This window comes from Mycoplasma sp. 3686h, from assembly GCF_056781225.1.
Map to the genome: position 1 here is coordinate 868579 of NZ_CM165562.1, position 23032 is coordinate 891610.

The 23032-nt window shown below is 29.1% G+C and carries 17 protein-coding genes and 1 tRNA gene; 7 read left to right on the plus strand and 11 right to left on the minus strand.

What is annotated here, in order from left to right:
* Positions 1-16 precede the first annotated feature (16 nt).
* From AC1RP9_RS03475 to AC1RP9_RS03485, 3 genes are all read right to left on the minus strand, one after another.
* A complete protein-coding gene (locus tag AC1RP9_RS03475; RefSeq protein ID WP_481822204.1) occupies positions 17-475 on the minus strand; it encodes a hypothetical protein in 459 nt (152 codons plus the stop codon).
* Positions 476-652: 177 nt separating this feature from the next.
* Positions 653-3046: a hypothetical protein gene (locus AC1RP9_RS03480; protein WP_481822206.1), complete on the minus strand. Its 2394-nt coding sequence runs from the start codon at positions 3044-3046 to the stop codon at positions 653-655.
* Positions 3047-3149: 103 nt separating this feature from the next.
* On the minus strand, positions 3150-4979 hold the full coding sequence (locus AC1RP9_RS03485) for an alpha-amylase family glycosyl hydrolase (RefSeq protein ID WP_481822208.1): 1830 nt from the start codon (positions 4977-4979) through the stop codon (positions 3150-3152).
* A 139-nt stretch (positions 4980-5118) separates the two neighbouring features.
* Between AC1RP9_RS03485 and AC1RP9_RS03490 the strand changes: the two genes are divergently transcribed.
* Together AC1RP9_RS03490 and AC1RP9_RS03495 are read left to right on the plus strand one after the other, a co-directional pair.
* Positions 5119-5913 (plus strand): hypothetical protein, encoded by a 795-nt coding sequence (locus AC1RP9_RS03490; RefSeq protein ID WP_481822210.1) that lies wholly within the window; start codon positions 5119-5121, stop codon positions 5911-5913.
* A 202-nt stretch (positions 5914-6115) separates the two neighbouring features.
* Complete coding sequence (locus tag AC1RP9_RS03495; protein ID WP_481822747.1) at positions 6116-6682, plus strand: Mbov_0400 family ICE element protein; 567 nt, start codon at positions 6116-6118, stop codon at positions 6680-6682.
* A 45-nt stretch (positions 6683-6727) separates the two neighbouring features.
* Here the strand turns inward: AC1RP9_RS03495 and AC1RP9_RS03500 are convergent, their stop codons facing one another.
* Genes AC1RP9_RS03500 through uvrB form a run of 6 tightly spaced genes read right to left on the minus strand, consistent with a single transcriptional unit; the run spans position 6728 to position 14974 of the window.
* Positions 6728-7660 carry an NAD(P)/FAD-dependent oxidoreductase gene (locus AC1RP9_RS03500; protein ID WP_481822212.1) on the minus strand — a complete coding sequence of 311 codons (933 nt, stop codon included), beginning with the start codon at positions 7658-7660 and terminating at the stop codon, positions 6728-6730.
* A gap of 8 nt (positions 7661-7668) precedes the next feature.
* Positions 7669-8646, minus strand: a complete 978-nt coding sequence (gene lgt / locus AC1RP9_RS03505) for a prolipoprotein diacylglyceryl transferase (protein WP_481822214.1) — start codon at positions 8644-8646, stop codon at positions 7669-7671.
* Positions 8630-9565 (minus strand): HPr(Ser) kinase/phosphatase, encoded by a 936-nt coding sequence (gene hprK / locus AC1RP9_RS03510; RefSeq protein ID WP_481822216.1) that lies wholly within the window; start codon positions 9563-9565, stop codon positions 8630-8632. Before hprK ends, lgt begins: the two co-directional genes overlap by 17 nt.
* A 33-nt stretch (positions 9566-9598) precedes the next feature.
* Positions 9599-12451 (minus strand): excinuclease ABC subunit UvrA, encoded by a 2853-nt coding sequence (gene uvrA / locus AC1RP9_RS03515; protein ID WP_481822218.1) that lies wholly within the window; start codon positions 12449-12451, stop codon positions 9599-9601.
* 8 nt (positions 12452-12459) lie between these two features.
* The gene (locus AC1RP9_RS03520) at positions 12460-12957 is read right to left on the minus strand and encodes a hypothetical protein (protein ID WP_481822220.1); all 498 of its coding nucleotides are present in this window, start codon (positions 12955-12957) and stop codon (positions 12460-12462) included.
* Positions 12958-12976: 19 nt separating this feature from the next.
* Positions 12977-14974, minus strand: coding sequence for an excinuclease ABC subunit UvrB (uvrB, locus tag AC1RP9_RS03525; protein ID WP_481822222.1), 1998 nt, complete (start codon positions 14972-14974; stop codon positions 12977-12979).
* A gap of 74 nt (positions 14975-15048) precedes the next feature.
* On the opposite strand from uvrB, the gene AC1RP9_RS03530 reads away from it, so the two are divergent.
* From AC1RP9_RS03530 to AC1RP9_RS03550, 5 genes are all read left to right on the plus strand, one after another.
* Positions 15049-15222: a hypothetical protein gene (locus AC1RP9_RS03530; RefSeq protein ID WP_481822224.1), complete on the plus strand. Its 174-nt coding sequence runs from the start codon at positions 15049-15051 to the stop codon at positions 15220-15222.
* Between the two features lie 207 nt (positions 15223-15429).
* Positions 15430-15503, plus strand: a tRNA-Gly gene (locus AC1RP9_RS03535).
* A gap of 394 nt (positions 15504-15897) precedes the next feature.
* On the plus strand, positions 15898-16716 hold the full coding sequence (locus AC1RP9_RS03540; protein WP_481822226.1) for a GNAT family N-acetyltransferase: 819 nt from the start codon (positions 15898-15900) through the stop codon (positions 16714-16716).
* A gap of 43 nt (positions 16717-16759) precedes the next feature.
* On the plus strand, positions 16760-18112 hold the full coding sequence (gene asnS / locus AC1RP9_RS03545; protein ID WP_481822228.1) for an asparagine--tRNA ligase: 1353 nt from the start codon (positions 16760-16762) through the stop codon (positions 18110-18112).
* 39 nt (positions 18113-18151) lie between these two features.
* Positions 18152-19090: a nucleotidyltransferase gene (locus tag AC1RP9_RS03550; RefSeq protein WP_481822230.1), complete on the plus strand. Its 939-nt coding sequence runs from the start codon at positions 18152-18154 to the stop codon at positions 19088-19090.
* Here AC1RP9_RS03550 and AC1RP9_RS03555 read toward each other — a convergent pair.
* On the minus strand, positions 19077-21143 hold the full coding sequence (locus AC1RP9_RS03555; protein ID WP_481822232.1) for an MYPU_1760 family metalloprotease: 2067 nt from the start codon (positions 21141-21143) through the stop codon (positions 19077-19079). The genes AC1RP9_RS03550 and AC1RP9_RS03555 overlap by 14 nt on opposite strands.
* A 253-nt stretch (positions 21144-21396) precedes the next feature.
* A complete protein-coding gene (locus tag AC1RP9_RS03560) occupies positions 21397-22953 on the minus strand; it encodes an RNA-binding domain-containing protein (RefSeq protein WP_481822234.1) in 1557 nt (518 codons plus the stop codon).
* Between the last annotated feature and the right edge of the window lie 79 nt (positions 22954-23032).

Below are 23032 nucleotides of genomic sequence, written 5' to 3' on the forward strand. Positions count from 1 at the left end.
ATTCTCCATTTCTTCTTTATTCAAATGCGATTTCATTTTTAATATATCCTCAGATTGCAAAAATAATTGAAAAAGGAATTAATGGAATAATATTAGTGCAAATGCACAAAATATTGATTAATTTAGCTTTTTCAGTTTTTGAATAAATATAACTCAAATGTATTGTCATGAATAGATTAACAATCAATGAAAAGGTTGTGATAATCATCAATAAACGAGCTGAAAAGGTTTTGAGTTCGTTTATAAACAATTCTAAGTTCTTTTTTGAAGATAAATCAAAACTATATTTGGATAAAGAATAAAGTAATAATACTAGGCTGAAAAAAATTATTAAATTAGCAAAAATAATAAAAAGATATTCAATAATTTTGGGAGCATATTTACGCTCTAAAGGTCTTTTTCCTAATAGTAAAAAACGCAGTTTCTTTTTAAGTGGAATTTTTTCCACTCTTATTTTCCGCTTAAAATTTTTCATAACCTATATAAATTATAAATTTATCGTATACTTATTGAAATTATTTCCACATTTTTCCATAATTTTCTGCACTTAGATTTGACTAGTCAAATCATAATTTAACAATAAAATTGAAGTTTTTTTCTTATTATTACTAAAACAAGAAAAAGCGTCTTAATTTTGAGACGCTTTTTCAAATTACTTATCAAAATTAATTATTGTTGAGCTTCCTGGTTGATTATTAAGTGAACTTGTTGTGGCTTGTCATCTTTCACTAAGATGATCCATAACTTTATTTTGGAATCATTGTATGTCTTTGTTACCACTTTCATGTGCAATACTATCTAAAAAGGTAACATTTCCAAAAGTTTGTTGATTTCAATTGGTTCAAATATCATTTCCTAAAACAGGGTTTGAATGGTCAATTCGATTCTCTTGGAATTTAATTTGTCCTAATCCACCATCTTTAATTGGGGTTTTTGACGCAAGTACTTCAAGTAACTTATCAAAGCTTAAGGTTTTAAGAAATTCATTAACTTCAGTTGAAATTTTCTCAATACTTATTCCTTGAGGAAGTGATTTTTCTTGCTCTTTAACTTTTTGTGAAACAAAGTTTTCTCAAAGAGCTTGGTTAACATATTGATTAAAATACAATTTAGCAGCTTGTTTAATTAGCTCGTCACTTGCAGGTTTAAGAGCAACATCTTTAACAAATGTAAGAGCTTTATCCTCGACTTCTTTGTATAAGTTTTCAAGCGAATTATTTTCTAAGGCTGAAATAATTTTATTTACAAGTCCTGTTTTTTCGTTATTATTATCGCCATTCACTCCAAAAATGTATTTTTCAATTTTTCTTAAGCTTCATCCATCTCCTTCCTTTAATTGTGGATATTTATCATAAACGTCTGGTTTGATAATATTATCCTTAATTAAATTTTGAGATTCTCTGAATTTAAATTCACTTAATTTTTTACTAAACATTGTTGCTAATGCGTTTTTAAGTGCGATTTCATTGTGAAGAGTTTTTGCAAATTTATCTAAATCAGTATCTGAAACTTGAGCAAGAGATTTTATTTTTCCATCACTACCGACAAAATATTCTGGTTTAAGTAAATTTGCATCATCTAATGGATTATCAGCTTTACTAATTTCTCATTCATAAAAAGGTGTTTTTTTAAGATTGCTAAATAATTCTAAGTTTTTAGATTGAGCTTTAAGTAAATCTTCGTGAGAGTTATATCCTAGACTTGTATAAAACTCTTTATATTTTTTAGCTGTTGTCGCTGAACTTTCGACCACTTTTTCTTTAATTTCAGCTTGAGATGCTGTTGTGAATTCAACTTTTGAATCAGCTTTAAAGTATTCATAATTAGCTTCAGGTTCAAAGATTGTTTTAATAACTTGTGAAATTGCTCTTCTCCGTCCAGGAGATGCATTAGCATTTCTTAAGTTAACTAAATAATTTCAAGCACCTAATGCCTGTCTGTACTCAACCCCATCAATTGTATTGTTAATGTTAAAGAAACTTTTTGCACCACCAGCGCTTTCAGCAACTTGTAAATCACCTGTCACAATAACTGCATATTCAATTGAACCATTTTTCATCAGCTCAAAAATCTTGTTTTGTAGCTGATTCACATCGCTAATTAGTACAGCCTTAAGATCCTCTTGTGACATTCCTCGTTTAGCTCATACTGAATCTTTAAATTGCTTTGGAGTTAATAAGTAAGCTGCTTGGTAAACTGGAAAGTAAAGTCTAGCCGCAATATCCACACCTTGTTTAAAGTATTGATAATATTCACTCTTTTTTTCAAACCCTGAAACAATACTTGCACCTTTTGCGTACAGAAATTGTCCCATTAAATCAACATCCTTAAGTTCTGGTTTGCTTTCTTGTAATTGTTTAAACAATCCACCAAAGATTCCATTTCCATACCAAAAGTCTTGTAAACGAACAATAGCTTTTCCGGCTTTAACTAACTCTTCTAAGCTATCAAAATCTGGATTATTAAGATCTTTTAAGGCTTCTTCCTTAGTTTTAGTTGAAGCTAAAATAATTCCTTCAGTATTATGTCTAAGTCCAAAAAGTTTCCCAATTAATTCTGGTTTACCATCTTTTTGAGTAAGTCCAGTAATTCTTCCAAATTCTTTAAGATTTTCTTTTTCTTCCGGCGTAGCTTTAATTATTTGAGCAACTTCATCAAGTAGTTGTGAATCAAACTTATCAAGTTCAACTACTGATTTATTTACTGCTAATTCAGTCACCCGATCTTGAGGTGCATAAAAAATATCAGGAACTGATGAATCAGTAATTCCTACAGTGGTTACAAATGCATCTCAAACTGATTTGCTAATTGGTTTAATCCGATAACCCTCTTTGTAACTTTGTGATTTATTAAACAATTCAATCACTTTATTGTAAAAAGTTTGTTGAGCACCATCCACAGCAATAATAATTTCTTTACTGTCATTAAAATTAGTTGTTGCTCTACCTAAATTTCCGTTATAACCACAAGAAATTGCTAGTGTACCAACTCCGCTTAATGCACTAAGTAATAAGGTAGATTTAAGCAATAATTTTTTCTTAAGCATTTTTTCTCTCTTTCTTTAAAAATGTGTTTTTAGTCCTAATTTAATTATAAAAATTCCCTTTGTAAAAAGGAAATTTTTCCACATTATCTGGTTAAATCCTTGACTATTCTACCACTTTTAGTTTCATTACTAAAAGTGGCCCAACTCCATTAGTTTTAACTTGTTTTGTTACTTTATCAACAATCACATTTTTAGAAAGTAAAATATCTTGGATAGATACATTGTCTTTTAATTTAAATTCTGATTTATTTTTACTTCAATCAAAAACATACAACAAATACTCACCTTGCCCATTGGTGCGTAAACTCATATTACTTGAAACAATCAATCCTTTAAGTGTCTTAGGAACAATTAAATCTTGTGGATTTGCAACACTATTTGGATTTTGACTGGTGACATAATCATAATCATTACGAATTTTGTTCAATTTAGCTACAAGCGAATAAGTTGAATTAGCATCCTTAATTGCATCTTCGATTTTTTGCTCATTTTTTGAAAGGTTTAGGAAAATTTTACTACTTGATTCTCCTGAACGTTGTTCATAGAAATTAACTTGTTTATGATTATCTTTTCACGGAAAAGCTTCTCTAACTAAATTATCACCTTTAGATTTAGGTCCTCCATGCATATTTAATTCTATTCCGTCATATAAAATTGGACTCCCAGCTCGAGACAATAAACTAGTTAAGGCATATTGCATCAAAGAAATATCATTTTCATTTAACGGATCATCGCTAAAAATGTTTCTATGAGTAAAATTATTTGCTAATCTAACTGAATTAATTCATCTTTCAACATCGTGATTATCCAAAAAAGGCATTCAGGTGGATTTGTTTTGTACCATTTGCTCAAGGATTCCTTTTTCTTGTAAATAATCAATTCCAACATTGCTTTGGAATTTTCAATGCGAACCATCAATTACACTATCTAATCCCATGAATTGTGCATTTGTATAACTTAATGATTCAGCTGGTGTTTTTCATCATTCCCCAAACATTAATGGAGTGATATTTGAGCGTTTTTGTTGATCATCATAAGCTTGTTCGCTCGATTTACGTAGTTGAGCAAAAATTTTATTAATTTTTTTATTTCCATTACTTTTATCTTTAAATGGATTTTTACTATCAAAAAAGTGATAAAAAGCATCGTATCTAAATCCATCAACTCCAAGTTTTGACCAGTATTTTTGCACTGATTCAATTTCTTTAATCACCTCAGGATTGTTTAAATTTAAATCTGGCATCCCTGCTCAAAATTCAGCTACATACTTTTTATTAGTTGCGTTCTTGTTTTTTAAATTTTGAAAAACACCTCTTAGTTCATTGTTGTCAACCCCTAATCCTGGAGTGTTTTCATCAACATTATCAGGTAAGAAATAGTAATAATCTTGGTATTTTTTATCTCCTTGAAGAGCTTTTTGGAACCAAGGATGTTCGTATGATGTATGATTAAATACTAAGTCAAGAACAACTTTTATTCCCATTTTATGTGCTTGAATTAAAAAATCTTTAAAAGCTTGCTCTCCCCCAAGTTCAGGGGCAACTCCTAAATAATCAATCACGTCATAACCGTGATATGAACTAGCAGGATGAATTGGTGAAAGATAAAGAGTATTAATTCCTAAATTGACAAAATAATCTAAATTATTCTTTAATCCGATAAAATCACCAATTCCATCATTATTCCCATCAGCAAATGAATATACAGTTAATTGATAAATTGTATTAGATTTATTTTTTGGTTCAAAAGGAGCTAAAAATTGAGCATTATTTGCTTCTTCAACATAAGATAAACGATTGCTATAATTTTGAGCAAAAAATGTTTCTCCTCATTTGCGTTCTTGTTTTTGCATTTGAACATTATTGCATGCAACACTAACTACACTTATTAATGGAGTAGTTAAAAATAACCATTTTCACTTTTTGATTTTCATACTTAAATTCTACTAAAATCCACAATTTAAAAGCATTTTAGTAAATAAATATCCTATTTTATTTGATGAAAATTTGACTATTCAAATACAAAAAATGTATAAACTTTCTTTTATTTTTTAAATGTTTATAATTTAAAATGTGTGAAAAATTTTATTTAAAAAGAACAAGAGTTTTAAGAAAAGATTAAAAACGATAGTTTTTTCTAAAAAAGGGATTAAAATTTTAGAAAAAACTAATAATAACAAAAGTAATAATTGATATTTTGCTTGTCCTTTGGTTATTTTTTACTATACTCAGGATGTTTATTTTTTAAATATGCAACTAGTTGATAAAGGACAAGAAAAATTTGATTTTAATTTTTTAATTCTTGATCTTTTGGGACAAAAATGAAAATTAGATACTTCTAATGTAATCACTATGACTAAGGATGAATTTAAAGTTCTTTATGAAAATAATGAATATAAAGAAATAAACCAACTATTTTTTTCTGATGCAAGAAAAATCATATCAATCTTAAATAATATATTTTTAAGTAGAGATAAATATGAACATACATTGCAAAAAATAATATTAAATACACAAGAAAAATATCTTAAGAGTGAAATAATTCTTTCTAATTGTGAAAATCATCGAAATCATCTTAATCCTAGCATTTCGTGACATTATATTGATAATTTTTTTGACACAATTTATGAATATAATCTTCAAACTGACATAAATTTTTACAAATGATTAACAAATAAAAAAAAGTTGTCTGATGATTATGAATCTAAACTAAGAGTGATGATCCAAAATGATGGTTATACAAATATTTCTGATTATGAATTAGATAATAGTTTCAGCCCCAGTGATTATAATGATTTTGAATATGATTTAGAAATGAATGAAGATGAAGAAAAAAATTATAAAAAATATCAAAAATATTTGTATTAATTCAGGCTAAATTAAAAATTTTAAATTCTTAAATTTGGTTTTATCAATTATTGTTTTAGTGATAATAATTTTGATTCAAATTTCATTTAATTGCGTGCTCAATTTATATAATTTAAATATGTATAAAAAATTCCTAAGAAAAGATAACCCTATTTCTGCACAAGTCCGTTCTCTTTCGTTCACAAAGAGTGGTATGTAAATCATTAAAGAGCAAAACAATTATAGAAATTCAAAGTTTCCTCACAACCGTCCATTGGTCGTCTATTATTCATCAAATAAAGTTTATTACTTAAATATGAGATCGGCAAAAGATGACAGAACCAAAAAAGATTTTGAAGTACAAATAAAAGATTCTAAAAATAGATTAAATTGAGTAGACACTTCGAACGTAATGGTAATGGATAGAGAACAGTTTGATCTAATATATGAAGATGATTTTGACTCTTTGGAACTAATAGATTATAAAGATGCGAAAAATATAATTTTAATGTTAAATGATAATTTTGTTAAAAATAAAAGAGAGTTTACTTTACAATTAATAAGTTTGGATTTTTCAGATTCAGACGAAATATTTGTTCAAAGTCAAATTGTTGAATCTACAACGGAAAACCATGGTATTTACCTTGAATATAGTCAGCGTGTTTATTACTGAAAAAAATTTATAGAAGGAATTGAGGATTTAATGTCTCAAATTAAAAAAATAGAGAAACAGGAGGAGGTTGAAGAGGAAACAAAAAGTAACGAAAAAGGTCCTGTTATGAGTATGTAGAAAAAGTACATTTGCTTGTTGCAAATGTACTTTTGTTTTTCTTAATTAAGATAAATTTGCATTAATTAAATCTGAAATCTTTTTGGCTGCTATAGCTCCATCTGAGGCTGCAGTTACAATCTGACGAATTTCTTTAGTGCGAATATCTCCAGCAGCAAAAATTCCTTTGACTGATGTTTGCATTTCTTCGTCAGTAATAATGAATCCTCTTTGATCAAAGATATCAAAATCTTTAGCAAAATCAGCAACTGGAGTTAGTCCAATATATGGGAAAAACGAGCTTACTTGTAAAGTGACTAATGAACCATCATCTTTTTTAACAACAGCTCCTTCAAGCTTATTTTCACCAATTAGCGAAACAATTTGTGATTTCATAAAAACTTGAATATTTGGAACTTTTAACATTTCTTCAACAAGTTTTTTCTCAGCATTAAAGAAATCATCTTTAACTACTAAATAAACTTGAGAAGCAATTTTTGAAAGATAAGTTGATTCTTCAACAGCTGAGTTTCCTCCACCAAGGACAATTGAAGGAAGATTTTTGTAAAGTGGTCCATCACAAATAGCACAAAAACTTACTCCGCGGTTAATTAAGTTCTCACAATTTTCAATAAAGGTTGGAACTCTATTTTTCATTCCGGTAGCAATTAATACAGTTTTTGAACGATAACTTTTTCCTTTGGTAGTAATTACTTCTTTATCTAAATCTGAATGAGAAATAATTTTTTCTACTTCTCCGTAAATATATTCAGCACCATATTTCTTTGCATGATCAAAAAATGTGGTTGCAAGTTCTCATCCTTCAGCTATTTCAGTTCCTAACCAGTTTTCAATTTTGCTAGTTGCTGAAAGTTTTCCACCAGGTGCTCCTTTTTCGATAAAAGCAACTTTAAGGTTAGCTCTTGAAGCATATAATGCTGCATTTAAACCAGCTGGTCCGCTACCAATAATTATTAAATCGTATTGTGTATTTTTCATAAATTCCTTTAAATTTCGTTTGTTGTTAGTTTTGTTTTAAGTCAAGTTAATGCTGCTTTTGGTGATGTTTTCGAAACATAAAGTTGATATTTAAGTTCATCTTTATATGTGTAAACATATCTGTATTTAACTTTAGTCACCACATACTCAACTTTTGAAATAAATTGAAAGTAAATGATTCAAAAAGCTCCAAATAAGATAAATAATAAAGCAATAATTGAGTAATAAGCAAAAGTTTCTTGACGTAATGGTTCCATACTATAACGGACTAGTCCGTATCAAAGGAAGTACATTCCAGCATGGGTTCCTGGTTTAAAAATTCCAAATAAGTTAAAGACTCAAACGATCACAATATAAGCAAATAAATTGGCTAAAGCTTCATATAAGAATAATGGATAGCGATAAGCACCTTTAAGACCTAATTGGGTTGAATATTTATCAGAAATAAACATATTATCAGCAATCACGCTTCCTCAGATTTTTACAGCTGATCCATCTCAGTCAATTTTTCCATAAACTTCATGGTTAGTGAAGTTTCCTCATCTACCGATGAATTGTCCAATTAAAATAGTTGGAATAATAAAACTTAAAATTTTACGAAAATCAACTACATCACGCTTGTATCAACCATAAATAAGTCCACTTGCTGCTCCAAGAATAACTCCTCCTTGAATCGAAAGTCCTCCGTCCCAGGCGGCATACCAATGAGAGTCTTTGAATGGGTTAGGATCGTAAATAAGTGCTTCAAACACATATCCTAGCCGTGCTCCAACAATTGAAAGAGGTACAATGATGATAATTAAAGTCATTAAAATATCTAATTTATAGTTTTCTCGTAACCAAAAGAACAAAACAGTGAGAATAGAAGCAATAATCCCAATCATTAGTAGAACTGAATAAGCACGCACTGGAAATGATCCAATGTTGAATAAAATTACCGGTGTCCCTTCTTGGATTGGTATTGCTAAGTTAGTTGTATCATTCATCTCTTAACCTCCTTTTTTCAATTTTTTCAATAGCATTTAATCCATCATGTCTTGCTAAATAAGCACTCACAGCTGATTCAATCAGTGAAGCAACTGAACCCCCTTCTTTTGTGGGGATTTGGATTTTTTTAATCGAACGTCCCATAATTGGGTATTTTAAAAAATCCAGTCCTAAACGATCAAGTTTATTTTGTTCTTCTTTTTTCACCAATTCAACCACTAGATGAATTGGGGTTTGCGAAGCAACTGCTCTTACTCCATATGTATATTTGATATCAATTAACCCAACTCCTCTAATCTCAAGAAAATCTTTAGTGATTCGAGGAGAAAGTCCAACGAAACGATTTCCTAAATCCTTGATTAAAACAGCATCATCAGAGATAAAAATGTGTCCTTTTTGAATTAATTCTAAAGCTGCTTCGCTTTTTCCGCTTCCACTTGGTCCAACAATTAATACTCCAGTTCCTCCAATCATCATTAAACAACCATGCACTTGAACAACTTCAGCAAAATGGTTATTTAAATAAGTTCCAATACTTGTGGTTAGATATGAACTAGATAAAAAATCACTATGAACAACAGGCACTTTGTATTGAGAAGCAATTTCCTTAATTAATTGCACATTTTTTAAACTAACTCCTTTAGATAAAATAATAAGCGGAGGTAAAAAAGAAAAAACATGGTGCAATGATTTTTGAGTCCGCTCTAAACCAACTAACTCAAACCACTTACTTTCACTAGTTCCTCAAGCAATAATGTTACTTTTTAAACGATTACTTCCAATATTTTCAGCTAATTCTAAACCTACTCTTTTAATTGCAGGAGAAAGGATTTCTTGATTATTTAATTCAGTATCATTATTAATGACTTTGAGCTCAAAAAACGTAATAATATCATTTGCGTACATTTTTTTTGGCATTTTTATCCTTTTTATTAATCTTAATTATACCTTTTAATGTGCATTTTTGATAATTTTACGCAAGAACTCTGCTGTATAAGATATATTCGAAGAGCAAATTTGTTCAGGTGTCCCAGTGGCAATGACTTTACCACCTTTAATTCCACCATCAGGTCCTAAATCAATAATATGATCAGCACTCTTAATGACATCTAAATTATGTTCAATAACCAAAACTGAATCTCCATTATCAACAATCCGATTAAGGATATTAATGAGTTTTTTAACATCATGAGTGTGTAATCCTGTGGTTGGTTCATCTAAAACATATAATGTTTTTCCAGTTGGTTTTTTCTGTAAGTAAGTTGCTAACTTTACCCGTTGTGCTTCTCCACCTGATAAAGTAGTTGACATTTGCCCTAATTTAATATAACCTAAACCAACATCTTGCAGAATTTGTAGTTTTTCGACAATTTTGTTTTTAGATTCAAAGAATTGCAAAGCATAATCAACAGTCATATCTAAAACATCTGCAATCGTTTTATTGCGATATTTAATTTCTAAAGTTTCACGATTATATCTTTTTCCATCACAATCATCACAAGCAACATAAACATCAGGGAGGAAATGCATTTCAATTTTAATAAATCCGTCTCCAGAACATTTATCACAACGTCCTCCTGACACGTTAAAACTAAATCTTCCTTTTGAGTAACCTCGAATTTGCGATTCTTTGACACTTGCATAAATATCTCTAATATCATCAAAGACCCCAGTATAAGTTGCAGGATTTGAGCGTGGCGTTCTTCCGATTGGGCTTTGCGATACGGGAACAATTTTGTCAATATTTTCAAGCCCTTTAATCGAACTAAATAGAGCTTTTTTATGATTATGTCCTTCAGCTAATCCTAAAGAATATTGAATACCACGGACTAATATTTCATTAACTAAGGTACTTTTCCCAGAACCACTTACACCAGTGACAGCAACTAATTTACCAAGCGGAATGGTCACGGAAATGTTTTTTAAATTATTCTCTTTAGCTCCATTAATTGTGATTATTTTTCCATTTCCGCTTCTTCTAAATTTAGGAATTTCAATTTTTCATTCACCTGAAAGGTATTTCCCAGTAATTGAATTTTTATTGTTAATAATTGTTTCCAAATCACCTGAAGCAACAACTTCACCACCATTATCCCCAGCAGCTGGACCAATATCAACAATGTGATCTGATTCTAAAATTGTTTCTTCATCATGCTCAACTACAATTAATGTGTTTCCTAAATCAACCATTTTTCGCAAGGTTTCGATTAATTTTAAATTATCTTTTTGGTGAAGACCAATTGAAGGTTCGTCTAAAACATATAAAACTCCAGTTAAATTTGAACCGATTTGAGTTGCTAAACGAATTCTTTGTGATTCGCCTCCTGAAAGAGTTTCAGCGTTTCGATTTAGGGTTAAATATTCTAATCCAACATTTTTTAAAAAAGTTAATCGATCAATAATTTCTTTAATAATAATTTTGGAAATTTGTTGTTCGTTCTCATTAAATGTGTCTTTAAGTTTTTCGATAAAATCTAAAGTTTCCTCAATTGACATTTGAGTAAATTGATAAATATTCTTATTCCCTAATTTAACTGAAAGAGCATCAGGATTTAAACGAGACCCTTTACAAATATGACACTCAAATGAACCCATGTATCTTTTAAGTCAATCCCTAATTGCATCACTGCTTGTGTTGTAATAAAATTGCTCAACTTTATCTAAAATTCCAAGAATTTTCTTTTTATATCTACGATGAGTTCCGCCACTTGAAGTGAGATCGAATTCAATGATTTCATCAGAACCGTATTTTACATATCTAAGCAAATTATCTGGAATTTCATCAATCGGAGTATCTTTATCAATTCCGTAATGATTTAATAAAACTTCAAATTCTTGTCATTCTAAATTGAGTGTATTAACTGTATTTTCAAAATATTTAATTCCGCCTAAAGAAATACTTCTTCAAGGTTCAGGGACTAAAGCGTTTCAATCTGCTTTAAATTCAACTCCGATTCCTTTACAATTTTGACACATTCCATACGGAGAATTGAAGGAAAAAAGTCTAGTTTCTATTTTTGAAATACTAAAATCTTTGTAAATACATGCATGGTTTTTTGAAAAAATTAAAGTTTCTTGCGTTTCGATATTTTCAACCTTAACAATTCCACCTGAACGATCGCAAGCAATATCTACTGCTTCAGCAATTCTATTTCTGTTTTCTTCTTTTAAACTGACTCTATCAATAACTAAATCAATTACGTGACGAACATTTTTATCTAGAGAAATTGTATCTTCAAGTGAATACATTTGTCCATCGATCTTAACTCTTAAAAAACCTTCTTTTTTAAGTTTTTCAAGTAAATTTTGATGAGTCCCTTTTTCACCCTCAATCAAAGGAGAATAGATTACTAATAGCGAATTTTGTGGCTGTTGATAAATTGAATTAATAATATCTTTTGAACTTTGTGAAGTAATTTCTATATTATGATTTGGACAAAAAGCCTTCCCGATTCGTGCAAATAAAAGACGAAAATAATCATATATTTCAGTGACTGTTCCTACAGTTGAACGAGGATTGTTAACAGTTGTTTTTTGCTCGATTGAAATTGAAGGATTTAATCCTTCAATTGATTCAACATCAGGTTTTTTAGTTCCACCCAAAAACATACGTGCATAGCTACTCAAGCTATCCACATATCTGCGACGTCCTTCCTCATAAATTGTGTTAAAAGCAAGCGAGCTCTTCCCAGAACCGCTTAATCCGGTAAAAACAATTAATTTATTTTTAGGGAGCGTTAGAGAAATGTTTTTAAGATTATTTTCTCGTGCTCCTTTAATAATAATTTGATTTTTTTGCGACATTTTTCCTCTTAGCTAGGTAAATCACACCCATTAACTGGATGTAAAATTAACGTAATTTTTTCTATTTCTAAAATTTGCTTATTTGTAAATAAATCAAAATCCTGTACAAGTGAAACCAAATCTCGAGCAGTACCGTCTAAATTAATAAATGAAAACAATTCTTTAGCGACTTGATATAAATCCTGAGATATCTGCTCATTTGCTAAGACATTATTAAAGCTAATAATGTGCAAATTGGTTAAATTATTTTTAATTTTAACAAATTTATTGTCTTTTGCTTTTGAGACTAATAAATAACCCAATGCAACAACAAATTTTTGAATGTTTTCGGTGAATGTGTCATTTCGCTTAAATAGTGAAAAAGTTAAATAATGATATAGTTCTTTATCTGATAATTCAAGCTTAAGTAAAATTTTACGAAAAGCATTGTAAATTGAAACAACATCAATAGTTTGAATCAATATTAAATCTGTATTTTCCTGTATTTGTTTATATGTATATGTCATGTTATCTATTTAATTTATATTATTTATCTTGAGTTTGAAGTTCTAAAATAAGATCTCTTAATTCAATTGCTCTCTCATAATCAAGCGATTGAGCTGCTTGATTCATTTGTTTTTTGAGCTCATTAATAACTGCATCTTTGTCTTTTTTGCCAACTTTGCTTGAAGATGATTTCTTCTGTTTTTTGTGGAGAATGGCTTCAACAGCATTCATGATATCATGTCCTTGAATTGGTTCGGGTATTGCTTTGATAATGGTTTTTGGAACAATATTATGTTCTTTATTATAAGCTAGTTGCATTGCTCTTTTTTCTTTATTGTCATCAATGCAAATTTGCATACTTTTAGTAATTTTATCTGCATAAAAAATGGCTTGACCTTTACTGTTTCTAGCGGCACGACCGGTAATTTGGATTAATGAACGATAATTACGAGTAAACCCTTCTTTATCAGCATCTAAAACAATAACTTTAGATACTTCAGGAAGGTCAATTCCTTCTCTAAGTAAATTAATTCCAATAACCGTTTCGTAAATTCCTTTTCTTAATTTACGTAAAATTTCGTTCCGTTCAAAGGTATTATATTCACTGTGAATATAAGCAGCTTTAATTCCTCTTTCGGATAAATATAGCGATAATTCCTCTGAAGATTTTTTGGTTAGTGTTAAAATAATTGTTTTGTCATTATTTTCACGCTGTTTGATTAGAGTGTTAAAAATATCTTCCATTTGATTTTTTGTCGGTTTAATAATTATTTCTGGATCAACAAGGCCGGTTGGCCGAACGTATAAACGTGTGACCACTCCTTGAGTTTTATCTAACTCATAATCGCCTGGAGTTGCTGAAATAAAGACTTTATGAAAATCAAAATTATTTTCTCATTCATCAAAGCGTAAAGGTCTATTTTCTAAAGCGCTCGGTAATCTAAAACCATAATTGACCAAACTTTCTTTTCTAGAGCGATCTCCCGAATACATAGTGTGTAATTGTGGAACAAACATATGTGATTCATCAATGAACATGAGTGATTCTTTTGGAAAGTAGTCTAAAATTGTGTACGGACGTTGTCCAAAAGTTCTTTGGTCAAGGTACATTGAATAATTTTCAATTCCTTTGCACATTCCAAATTCACGCATATCATCAATATCATTTTTAACTCTCTGACTAATGCGAGTTGCTTCAAGAATTTTGCCTTGATCAGTAAAATTACTAATTTGTTCTTGCAATTCTTTTTCGATTAATGGAATGATGGTGTCATAAACTGAATTTGAAGTAGCATAAGCATTCCCAGGTGATAATGTATAAATTGATACTTTTTTGAGTACATTTTTGGTTAATGGATCAACTAATGATATTTCTTCGATCTCATCTCCAAAAAACGAAATCCGAACACAGCTTTCTTCTGAATCGGCAGGTCGAACAAAGATAAGGTCTCCTTTAACTGTAAATTTCCCAGGAACTTGCTCAAAATCATTTCGTTCATATTTAATTTGAACTAAATGATAGATGAATTCTTTAATTGAAATTAGTTGACCGACATAAAAACGATAAAAAGAATCTTTATAAATCTCAGGATTTAAAGCACCATAAATAGCACTTACTGACGCTACAACAATAGTATCTTTACGAGTTAAAAGCGAGTTGATTGTGCTTAAACGCAAAATTTCAATTTGCTCATTAGTCTTTGAATCTTTTTCAATATATGTATCTGTTTTAGCCATATAAGCTTCGGGACGATAATAATCAAAATATGAAATAAAATATTCCACAGCATTTTCAGGAAAGAAAGTCTTAAGCTCACTATAAAGTTGTGAAGCTAATGTTTTAGTGTGACTTAAAATTAAAACTGGTTTGTTAAAATTTTTAATTACATTAGCAATAGTATAAGTTTTTCCTGAACCAGTAACCCCCAAAAGCACTTGTTCTTTTAACCCTTCTTTTATTCCTTGGGTAATTTCATTAATTGCTTTGGGTTGATCTCCACTTGGGTTATAATTTGCGTGTAATTTAAAAAGATTCATAATTAAATTATATTTAAATATTTTAGTTTAATTTTACCAATACATATTTTCAAGTTTAAAAAGAGTCATAAAATATGATTAATCCACAAAACTTAAAAGTTATTGAGGAGTGACAAAATATGAATACAAATAATCAAAAATATAAATATATGTCAGGAGACAAAATTAGAGATTTTGTTGTTGAAGATTTAAAACAAAATGGAGCATCAAGTAAATATATGGATGTTGCTTTCAAATTAAATATTTAGACGCTGATACTATTTATAAATTTAATGATGATTTTAGCGTTTTATAAAAAGCAAACGAACAAGAAATGCTAAAATCAAAACTAGAAGAAGAAATTAAAGCCTTAAAAGATAAGATTTAATAAAGATTTTAAAACTTAAGCAAAAAAATGTTAAAAATTGGTTGACTTTAAATTTTTTATATTATAATTATAAAGCAACCATTTAAGTGCGAGTGTAGTTTAATGGCAGAACTTCAGCCTTCCAAGCTGACTATGAGGGTTCGATTCCCTTCACTCGCTCCATTTCATTTTAGTGATCCTAAAAAACACCGAAAGGTGTTTTTCTTTTAAGATTTATAAAATAACCAAATCCAATTCCTTGGATTTGGTTAAACATATAAAAAAGTATAGATAATATTATATAAGAGAAAAAACGAGAGAGATGAAAGTCTTATGTATTAAAATCTATAATAAATATTGATGGTTTCAGATAGAAACTATTAAAGTAAATAATAAAATAAGTATGTCAGAAAATATTAAGCGAGTACTCTTTCTTTCAAAAGAGGAGATCAACGATAGGATCTCATAATAATTATAAGGTTTTAACGATATAAATATGAAAAACGCTTTGTTTTTGATATTTTTTTCATTTTGGATTTACTTTTTTAAAGTTAAATAAAATCGTTATAATTAAGAAATGAGAAAATTTATTCATGCCCAAAACGCACAAAAACAGGAGATATTAGAATTTTTATATCAAAATCAGCCATTCTTAAATACCTTCTTAATTTCAGATATTGAAAACTTTGGACTATATGAAAATAATTCCATTTTTACTTATATAAACGAGGGTGAGCTCCAAGATATTATTTTATATTTTCATGGAAATCTAGTGATTTATCTTAAAGATGAATTTTTTGATAAGCAATCATTTATCAATATTATCCAATCTCATAATGTTGCTAATATTTTATTAGTTGGATTAAACCCTGAAAAATTAGTTAGTGTCCTAAAAGAACATGGATTTAATTACACAATTTATACAGAAACTTTTATGAAATTAAATAGTGAAACATTCATTCAAAAATACCAGAATATGGAACTAAAATCTCGTAAAATTGAGATTAAGGATATTCATTCAATTGTACAAGGGTGTCAACAAATTAAAGAGTTTGAGGGTTTAGGTGAACAATTATATAATGTACAATATTTAGAACAAGCACATAAAATTGGTTCTTATTTTGGATATATTATTGAACAAGAAAATCAAGTATTAGCTCATGCAGCATCTTCAGCAGTAACTAATTTAGCAATTATGCTTGGTCGCATTTTTACACTTCCAAGTGCTCGACAAAAAGGTTATGCTTTTGATTGTGTAGTTAATTTATGTAAAGATATCTTGAAAATTAATAAAACTCCTATTTTGTTTTCAAATAACTTAAATGCTATCAAATTGTATGAAAAAATTGGCTTTGAATCAATTGGTCAGTTCGTTGTTTTAGCTAAAAATGAATAAATAAAGTATAATTAAAAATCAATGAATAAATAAAAGGAGCAAAATGCATTCAGTAAAGAAAATATTACAAAAACCTCCATATTTTGACCAAAGAAAATACACACTTAAAGGGTGGGTAGTTTCAAATAGAGGAAATAAAAAGGTTCGTTTTATTTCTATTAACGATGGTTCAACCATTAAATCAATGCAAGTGGTTTTTAAAGAAGGAACTTTTGATTTTGATTTGCTTGATAAATTTAAAAATGGTTCTGGTTTAGTGGTTAAAGGTATTTTAAAAGAAACCCCTCAAGCTCAACAACCAATTGAGCTTGAAGCTCTTGAAATTGTCTCATATTCAATTGCTCATGAAGATTATCCAATTCAAAACCAAGAAATTAAACTTGAAACTCTTAGAGAGCTTCCTCATCTAAGACATAGAACTAATTTACTTAAAGCAATTATGCTTATTCGTTCAACTTTAGCACAAGAAGTGCATCGATACTTTATGCAAAGAGATTTTTATTATATGAATTCTCCCATTATCACTAGCAATGATGGTGAGGGAGCTGGTGAAACTTTTAATGTTGACGATTCAGATAAGGAACCATTTTTTGGAAAAGATAAAAAAGCTACTCTAGGAGTAACTGGTCAATTACACGGTGAATCTGCGGCCCTAGGAATGAAAAAAATTTACACTTTTGCTCCAACTTTTAGAGCAGAAAAATCAAACACTAAACGTCATTTGGCCGAATTTTGGATGATTGAACCCGAAGTTGCCTTTTATGATTTATTTGACGATATTGCTTTAGCTGATGATTTAATCAAAGTAGTTGTTCGCAACACTATTTTCAAACATAAAGATGAAATGCAATACCTTAATGATAATGTTGATAACACTTTACTTTTAAGAATTAATGATTTTTTAAATACTCCTTTAAAAATTGTTGAATATTCAACAGCTATTGAGCAATTAGCACAAGTTAAGGATATATTCGAAAATAAAGATATTAAATTTGGTTTAGATTTAGCTACCGAGCATGAAAAATATTTAACTGAAGTAGTTTATAAAGCTCCTATTGCAGTTATTAACTTCCCTAAAGATTTTAAAGCTTTTTATATGAAGCAAAATGATGATGGTAAAACTGTTGCTTCGTTTGATTTATTGGTTCCTGGGGTCGGAGAACTTGTTGGTGGAAGTCAAAGAGAAAATGATGTTGAAAAATTAAGCTCTCGGATCGAAGAGTTAGGAATTAATAAAGAAGAACTCAAATGATATTTAGATCTTCGTAGATTTGGAAATGTTGGATCGGCTGGTTTTGGCCTTGGATTTGAAAGATTAGTTATGTACGTCACTGGTGTTGATAATATTAGAGATGTCATTCCTTATCCAAGAACAACAGGAAATATTCGTATGTAAAAATTAGCTCATGCTAATTTTTTATATAAAATTTGAATAATGAAAAAGACTAAAATTGGTATTGTTGCTGAATATAACCCTTTCCATAATGGACATATTTATCAGCTAAATGTGGTTAAACAAAAATTCCCTCATAGCAAAATTTATGTTGCTATGTCACATCAATATTCACAAAGAGGCGAATACATTTGCATGTCTTGAAGCAGGCGTAAGAAAATTGCTCGTAAATATGGAGTTAATAAATTTATTAAACTTAAAATAAATATTTCCTCTCAGGCTGCTCATATTTTTGCTAGAGAAAGTGTGCTGAAATTGTCTAAAAAAGGAATTGAATATTTAGTATTTGGAAGTGAGAGCGGGAATGTTGAGCAACTAATTAAAATTGCTCATATTTTAAAAGAACAAAAAAATGAATATGATCAATTAGTTAAAAAATATTTAAAACAAGCTCTAAGCTTTCCAAGAGCTACAAATTTAGCTCTTCAAGAATTAACAGGAACTGATATTTCTATGCCTAATGATATTTTGGGACTGGAATATGTTAAAACAATTGTTAATTGCAATTTAGCAATCACTCCAATTGCTCTTAAAAGAACAATTCAGTTTCACTCTGAGCAAACTTTAGGTAAATTTGCAAGTGCAACCAAAATTAGACAAATGATTCAAAATAATGAAGACATTTCTCCTTTTACACCAGTAAAACGTGAGGATATTTTAAATAAAAGAATTCAAGACACATACCAAAAGTTTCGAAAAATTATTAAAAACACTCCTGCACAAACTTTAGCTAAATATAAAATGATTTCTGAAGGAATCGAGAATTTATTTAAAAAGCAAATTAATGCTCCTGATTATGATTCTTTTATTCAAAGTTGTGTAAGTAAACGTTATACAAGTTCTCGAATTAAAAGAGCTTATTTATTTGTGCTTAAAAGAATTAAAAATAGAGACAAGAAGTCTCTATTTAAACGGTTTTAGTAATTAAAGTTCCATTTTCGTTTTCTAAATAAATTTCTCTGCTAGCATCCCCAGTGCTTCCTTGATCAGTAGTAACCCTTCTAAAAGTTGGTATTGAAATGTTTCGATTAAACTCTATTTCATTTTGTTGTGCTACACCATCGTTATTTAAATCTCTTCAAAAGTAAATTTTATCCCCTTCACTTAATTTGACATAATTTTCAGTAACATATGGATAAAAGACTTGATCTAATTCTGGATATAGTCTAGTATTAATTTGTTGCTGTCTTTCTTTTCTATCTAATAGAGACGCTCCTTGGTCGAACGCTCCTTTCCCAAAGAAATTAAAGGTGTCTTGATATTTAAATTTAGTAGTTTTGATATTTCCACTGTTTGAAACAATCGCAAAACCAGTTTCTTGTTTATCTTTTAAATATCCTGAAAATTTAATAAAACTTCTAGCTACACTATCAGTTCATAATTTTTGATGAAGTTTATTAGTATCATTGATTCGATCGTCTCATCTTCATTTTACTTGAGGGAAAATTTGAGAAATTTCTTTCCCGTATCCCATGGTTTCAAGGAATAAATTATAAAACTTTTTGCTACGGTTATTTTTAAACTCATCTTTTAAAGTATAAAGTCTACTTTTATCTAAATCAGTATTATCTCCTGTAAGTTTTCCCTTGTAATTAAATGCAAAAACACTATCTGGAAACGCTAAATAATCATCTAGTTTAAAAAATCTATTGGTATACGCAACACTTGAATGTGTCAAATATGTTCTTAGTCAATCATTACCTGAGCCGTAATTCAAAAGTGCTGTTGAACTATCATTTGTAATTGTTGCTCCGAATCATGAAAATGAATAATTTTTATTTCTATCTTTTTTGGCAATTTCATCAATATTTCCTTGGTTGATAGGAAAATAACTTTCATAAGCATATTTTGTGTACTCACGTGCAACTGATTCGGTAAGTGAATAAATATATTTAATATTGTCAGGAGAAATTTTAAAATTTCCATCAGTTGAATATAATAATTGAGTATCATTTGAAAATTTGAATTTATCTTCGTATGTATTAGCATAATTTCATAATTCGCTAGGAGAAAAAACACTACTTAAAAATCTCTTTTTATCTCGGTTTGTAGCTAGTTCATAACTTTCGTTCCCTGATAAATCAGCTTTTAGATTAACATTCCAGTTTAATAAATTCTTAAACTCTTCAGTAAAATAACCATTCCAAATTTGAATTTCTGAACCTTGATTCTCTTCTGAAGCACCATGATAAATAATTCTTGAATTGTTATATTTATCTTTTTGAGAACCATAATGGTCAATTAACAAACCTACTTGAGCATAAGTGTTTGCTCAATGGTGCATATATTCATGGAATAAGGTTCCCATTAATGAACTCATAATTGCGTATAAACTGATACCTTTTTCAAGCAATAAATATCCATTTAAGTAAATATTTTTATTTTGGGTAATATAAACACCGTTTGCTGAAGCTGGAATAACATTAAAATCATTAATATTAATACCTTCAAGTTGATGAACTTCAGGTCCAAACGGAACTTTTCGCTTGAATTCTTGAGCAAATTTAACTAAAGCATTTTTACCAAGCATGTAACGATGGATTCCGTCTTTATCAGTTCCATATGAATATTCTTTAAATACAATTCCAGTATAAGAATCTTTAAATTCAATGTAAAAACGTTTTTCAGAATCTTGTTTTTCTTGTACGTTATTAAAATTATCTACAGTGGAATTAATTTCTTGTAAGATTTTTTCTTGATCTTGTTTTGACAATGAATTTCGATTAACAATAAAAGTTTCATTTTCAGTAATAGGAATTACTTTTTTTGGAGAATTTTCATCATTATTAAAATCAAAATATTCATTTGATAAATCAATATTTTTTAAATTCACTGAAGCAAAATTTCTTGAACCTACACCAGGGTTTGATGTATTTGGTTCTCCACCAAAAAAACCACAGCTTGCAGAACTAGTAACTACCCCTAATCCTACTGGAATAGTTAATAAAAATCTTTTTAGAAAAGCTCTTTTCATAATTTAAAATTATATTCCTTTTAATATATTTAATTGTTAAACAATCTATTAAAAATAAATCAATAAATTGCAATTTAATTATAGATAAAACCATTTTATCTTGTTTCCTAATTAGAAATAATAAAAAGTGTTAAGTCACATTTTATGAGATTAAACGATTTTAAAAGTCGCTAAATTTGCTATATATTTAATTTCTGATCGATTATGCTAGTGAATAGATTTTAATTTAATTTGTGTGTATTTTATTTTACCACTATTTTATAATTACCCAGTAGCCTAATTTTGTTGAACCTTCATATCGAATAAGTCCACCTTTTCTCATTTTAAACAAATGATATCGCACACCTTGAATAGTAATATTTAGTTTTTCTGCGATTTCTTTTGTACTTGTGTAAGGATTCTTAGAAATTATATTAATAATCTCTTCCTCTTTAGTAGTAGTTTTCATGCTAGTTTTCATGCTAGTTTTCATGCTAGTTTTCATGCTAGTTTTTTTATCTTTACTACTATCAAACTCTTTAAAAAACTCTTTATTCAAATACATAACCGGATTGGTATAATTATCTTCTTCATTATCGAGATAAAACTTAAGCTCAGGAGACCCATTTTCTAAAAGTGAATCCTTTGCACGTCTTATTCCCGATCCATAAGACTCTATCAAATTAAGTGAAAAGAACATATTTTTAAGTTCCTTATTAAGATACTGTCTTCTATCAAAACTTCTGTCTTTGTTAAGAGATTCAATGGTTACAGGAGGAAGCGGTCTATTATGATTTACAAATGAAATTCTGTCTTTATAAATGTATATCCCCACATATTCAGGTGTTTCGTATTCCTTATGCAAAATAGCATTAGTAGCAAGCTCTTCAAATGCTGTAAGAGGATAGTTATAGATTATCTTATGCTCAATTTTATCTGCTTTTCTTATGGTATATGAAGCCATAATATTATCTTCAAAATATTTGCTTACTTGTTTTGCTTGTATTCAAATTGGACCTTCAAATCTTTTTGCTTCCATTTTATCAGTTCCATCAATTTCTCTTATGACTTCAACATGTGCATTTGGAATAAATTTATTTGGTTTTTCAGCAAACATCAACACAGCAAAATTTTTAGCTCTATATCCACCGTGCTCGCTTTCACTTACAAGCCCCATACTTTTTGCCATATCAAGCTTAGACATTTCTCTAATATCTTGCTTTGCTCCCGTCTCAAGCAAATATTCTTTCATGTATTCATAGCTTAAATCATCTATGGTCGCTGTATCATTCAAATTTGAGCTAAAAGAAAAGTTTGTAAATTTCTTCAAAAGCTCATATTCTTCAGTTGGATTTGGGAGTCTTGACTCTCTAGCGACTCTGATGTATCTTCCTACCTTTAACTTAATATCTTTATCTTTTTCTGCCTTTTCGGTTGTTTGAAACGGACCGTTGCTAGAACTCTCTACTGCAACGACAATATAGTATTCATTATCAATTTTATCTGTAATAATATGGTATTTGATTTTAGGACGAATATTAGAAAGAAGAGATTTTAATTCATTTTCAATTCCTTCAATTTGAGACTCTTTTATTCCTGTTATTGGTCTTTTAGGAATTGCTTTTTCTCCTGTTTTTTTATTATCAACTTCTTCAATTCCGATAAACAACAATCCAATCTCATTGTTCATGTAATTATTAGCAAAGGCACAAGCAGTTTTTAGAATTTTATCTTTAAACTTTGCTGATTTTTTATACTCGATAAAACTGCTTTCTATGTTTTGATTTTTAAGAATGTTGTGCGCCATTCTCTTTATATCTAAAAGCTGCATAACACCTCCTTTTCATAAAATAGTTTAACATATTAAAGTATTTTGGGTTTTTACTCTCGAATTAGTGCTTACTTATCCC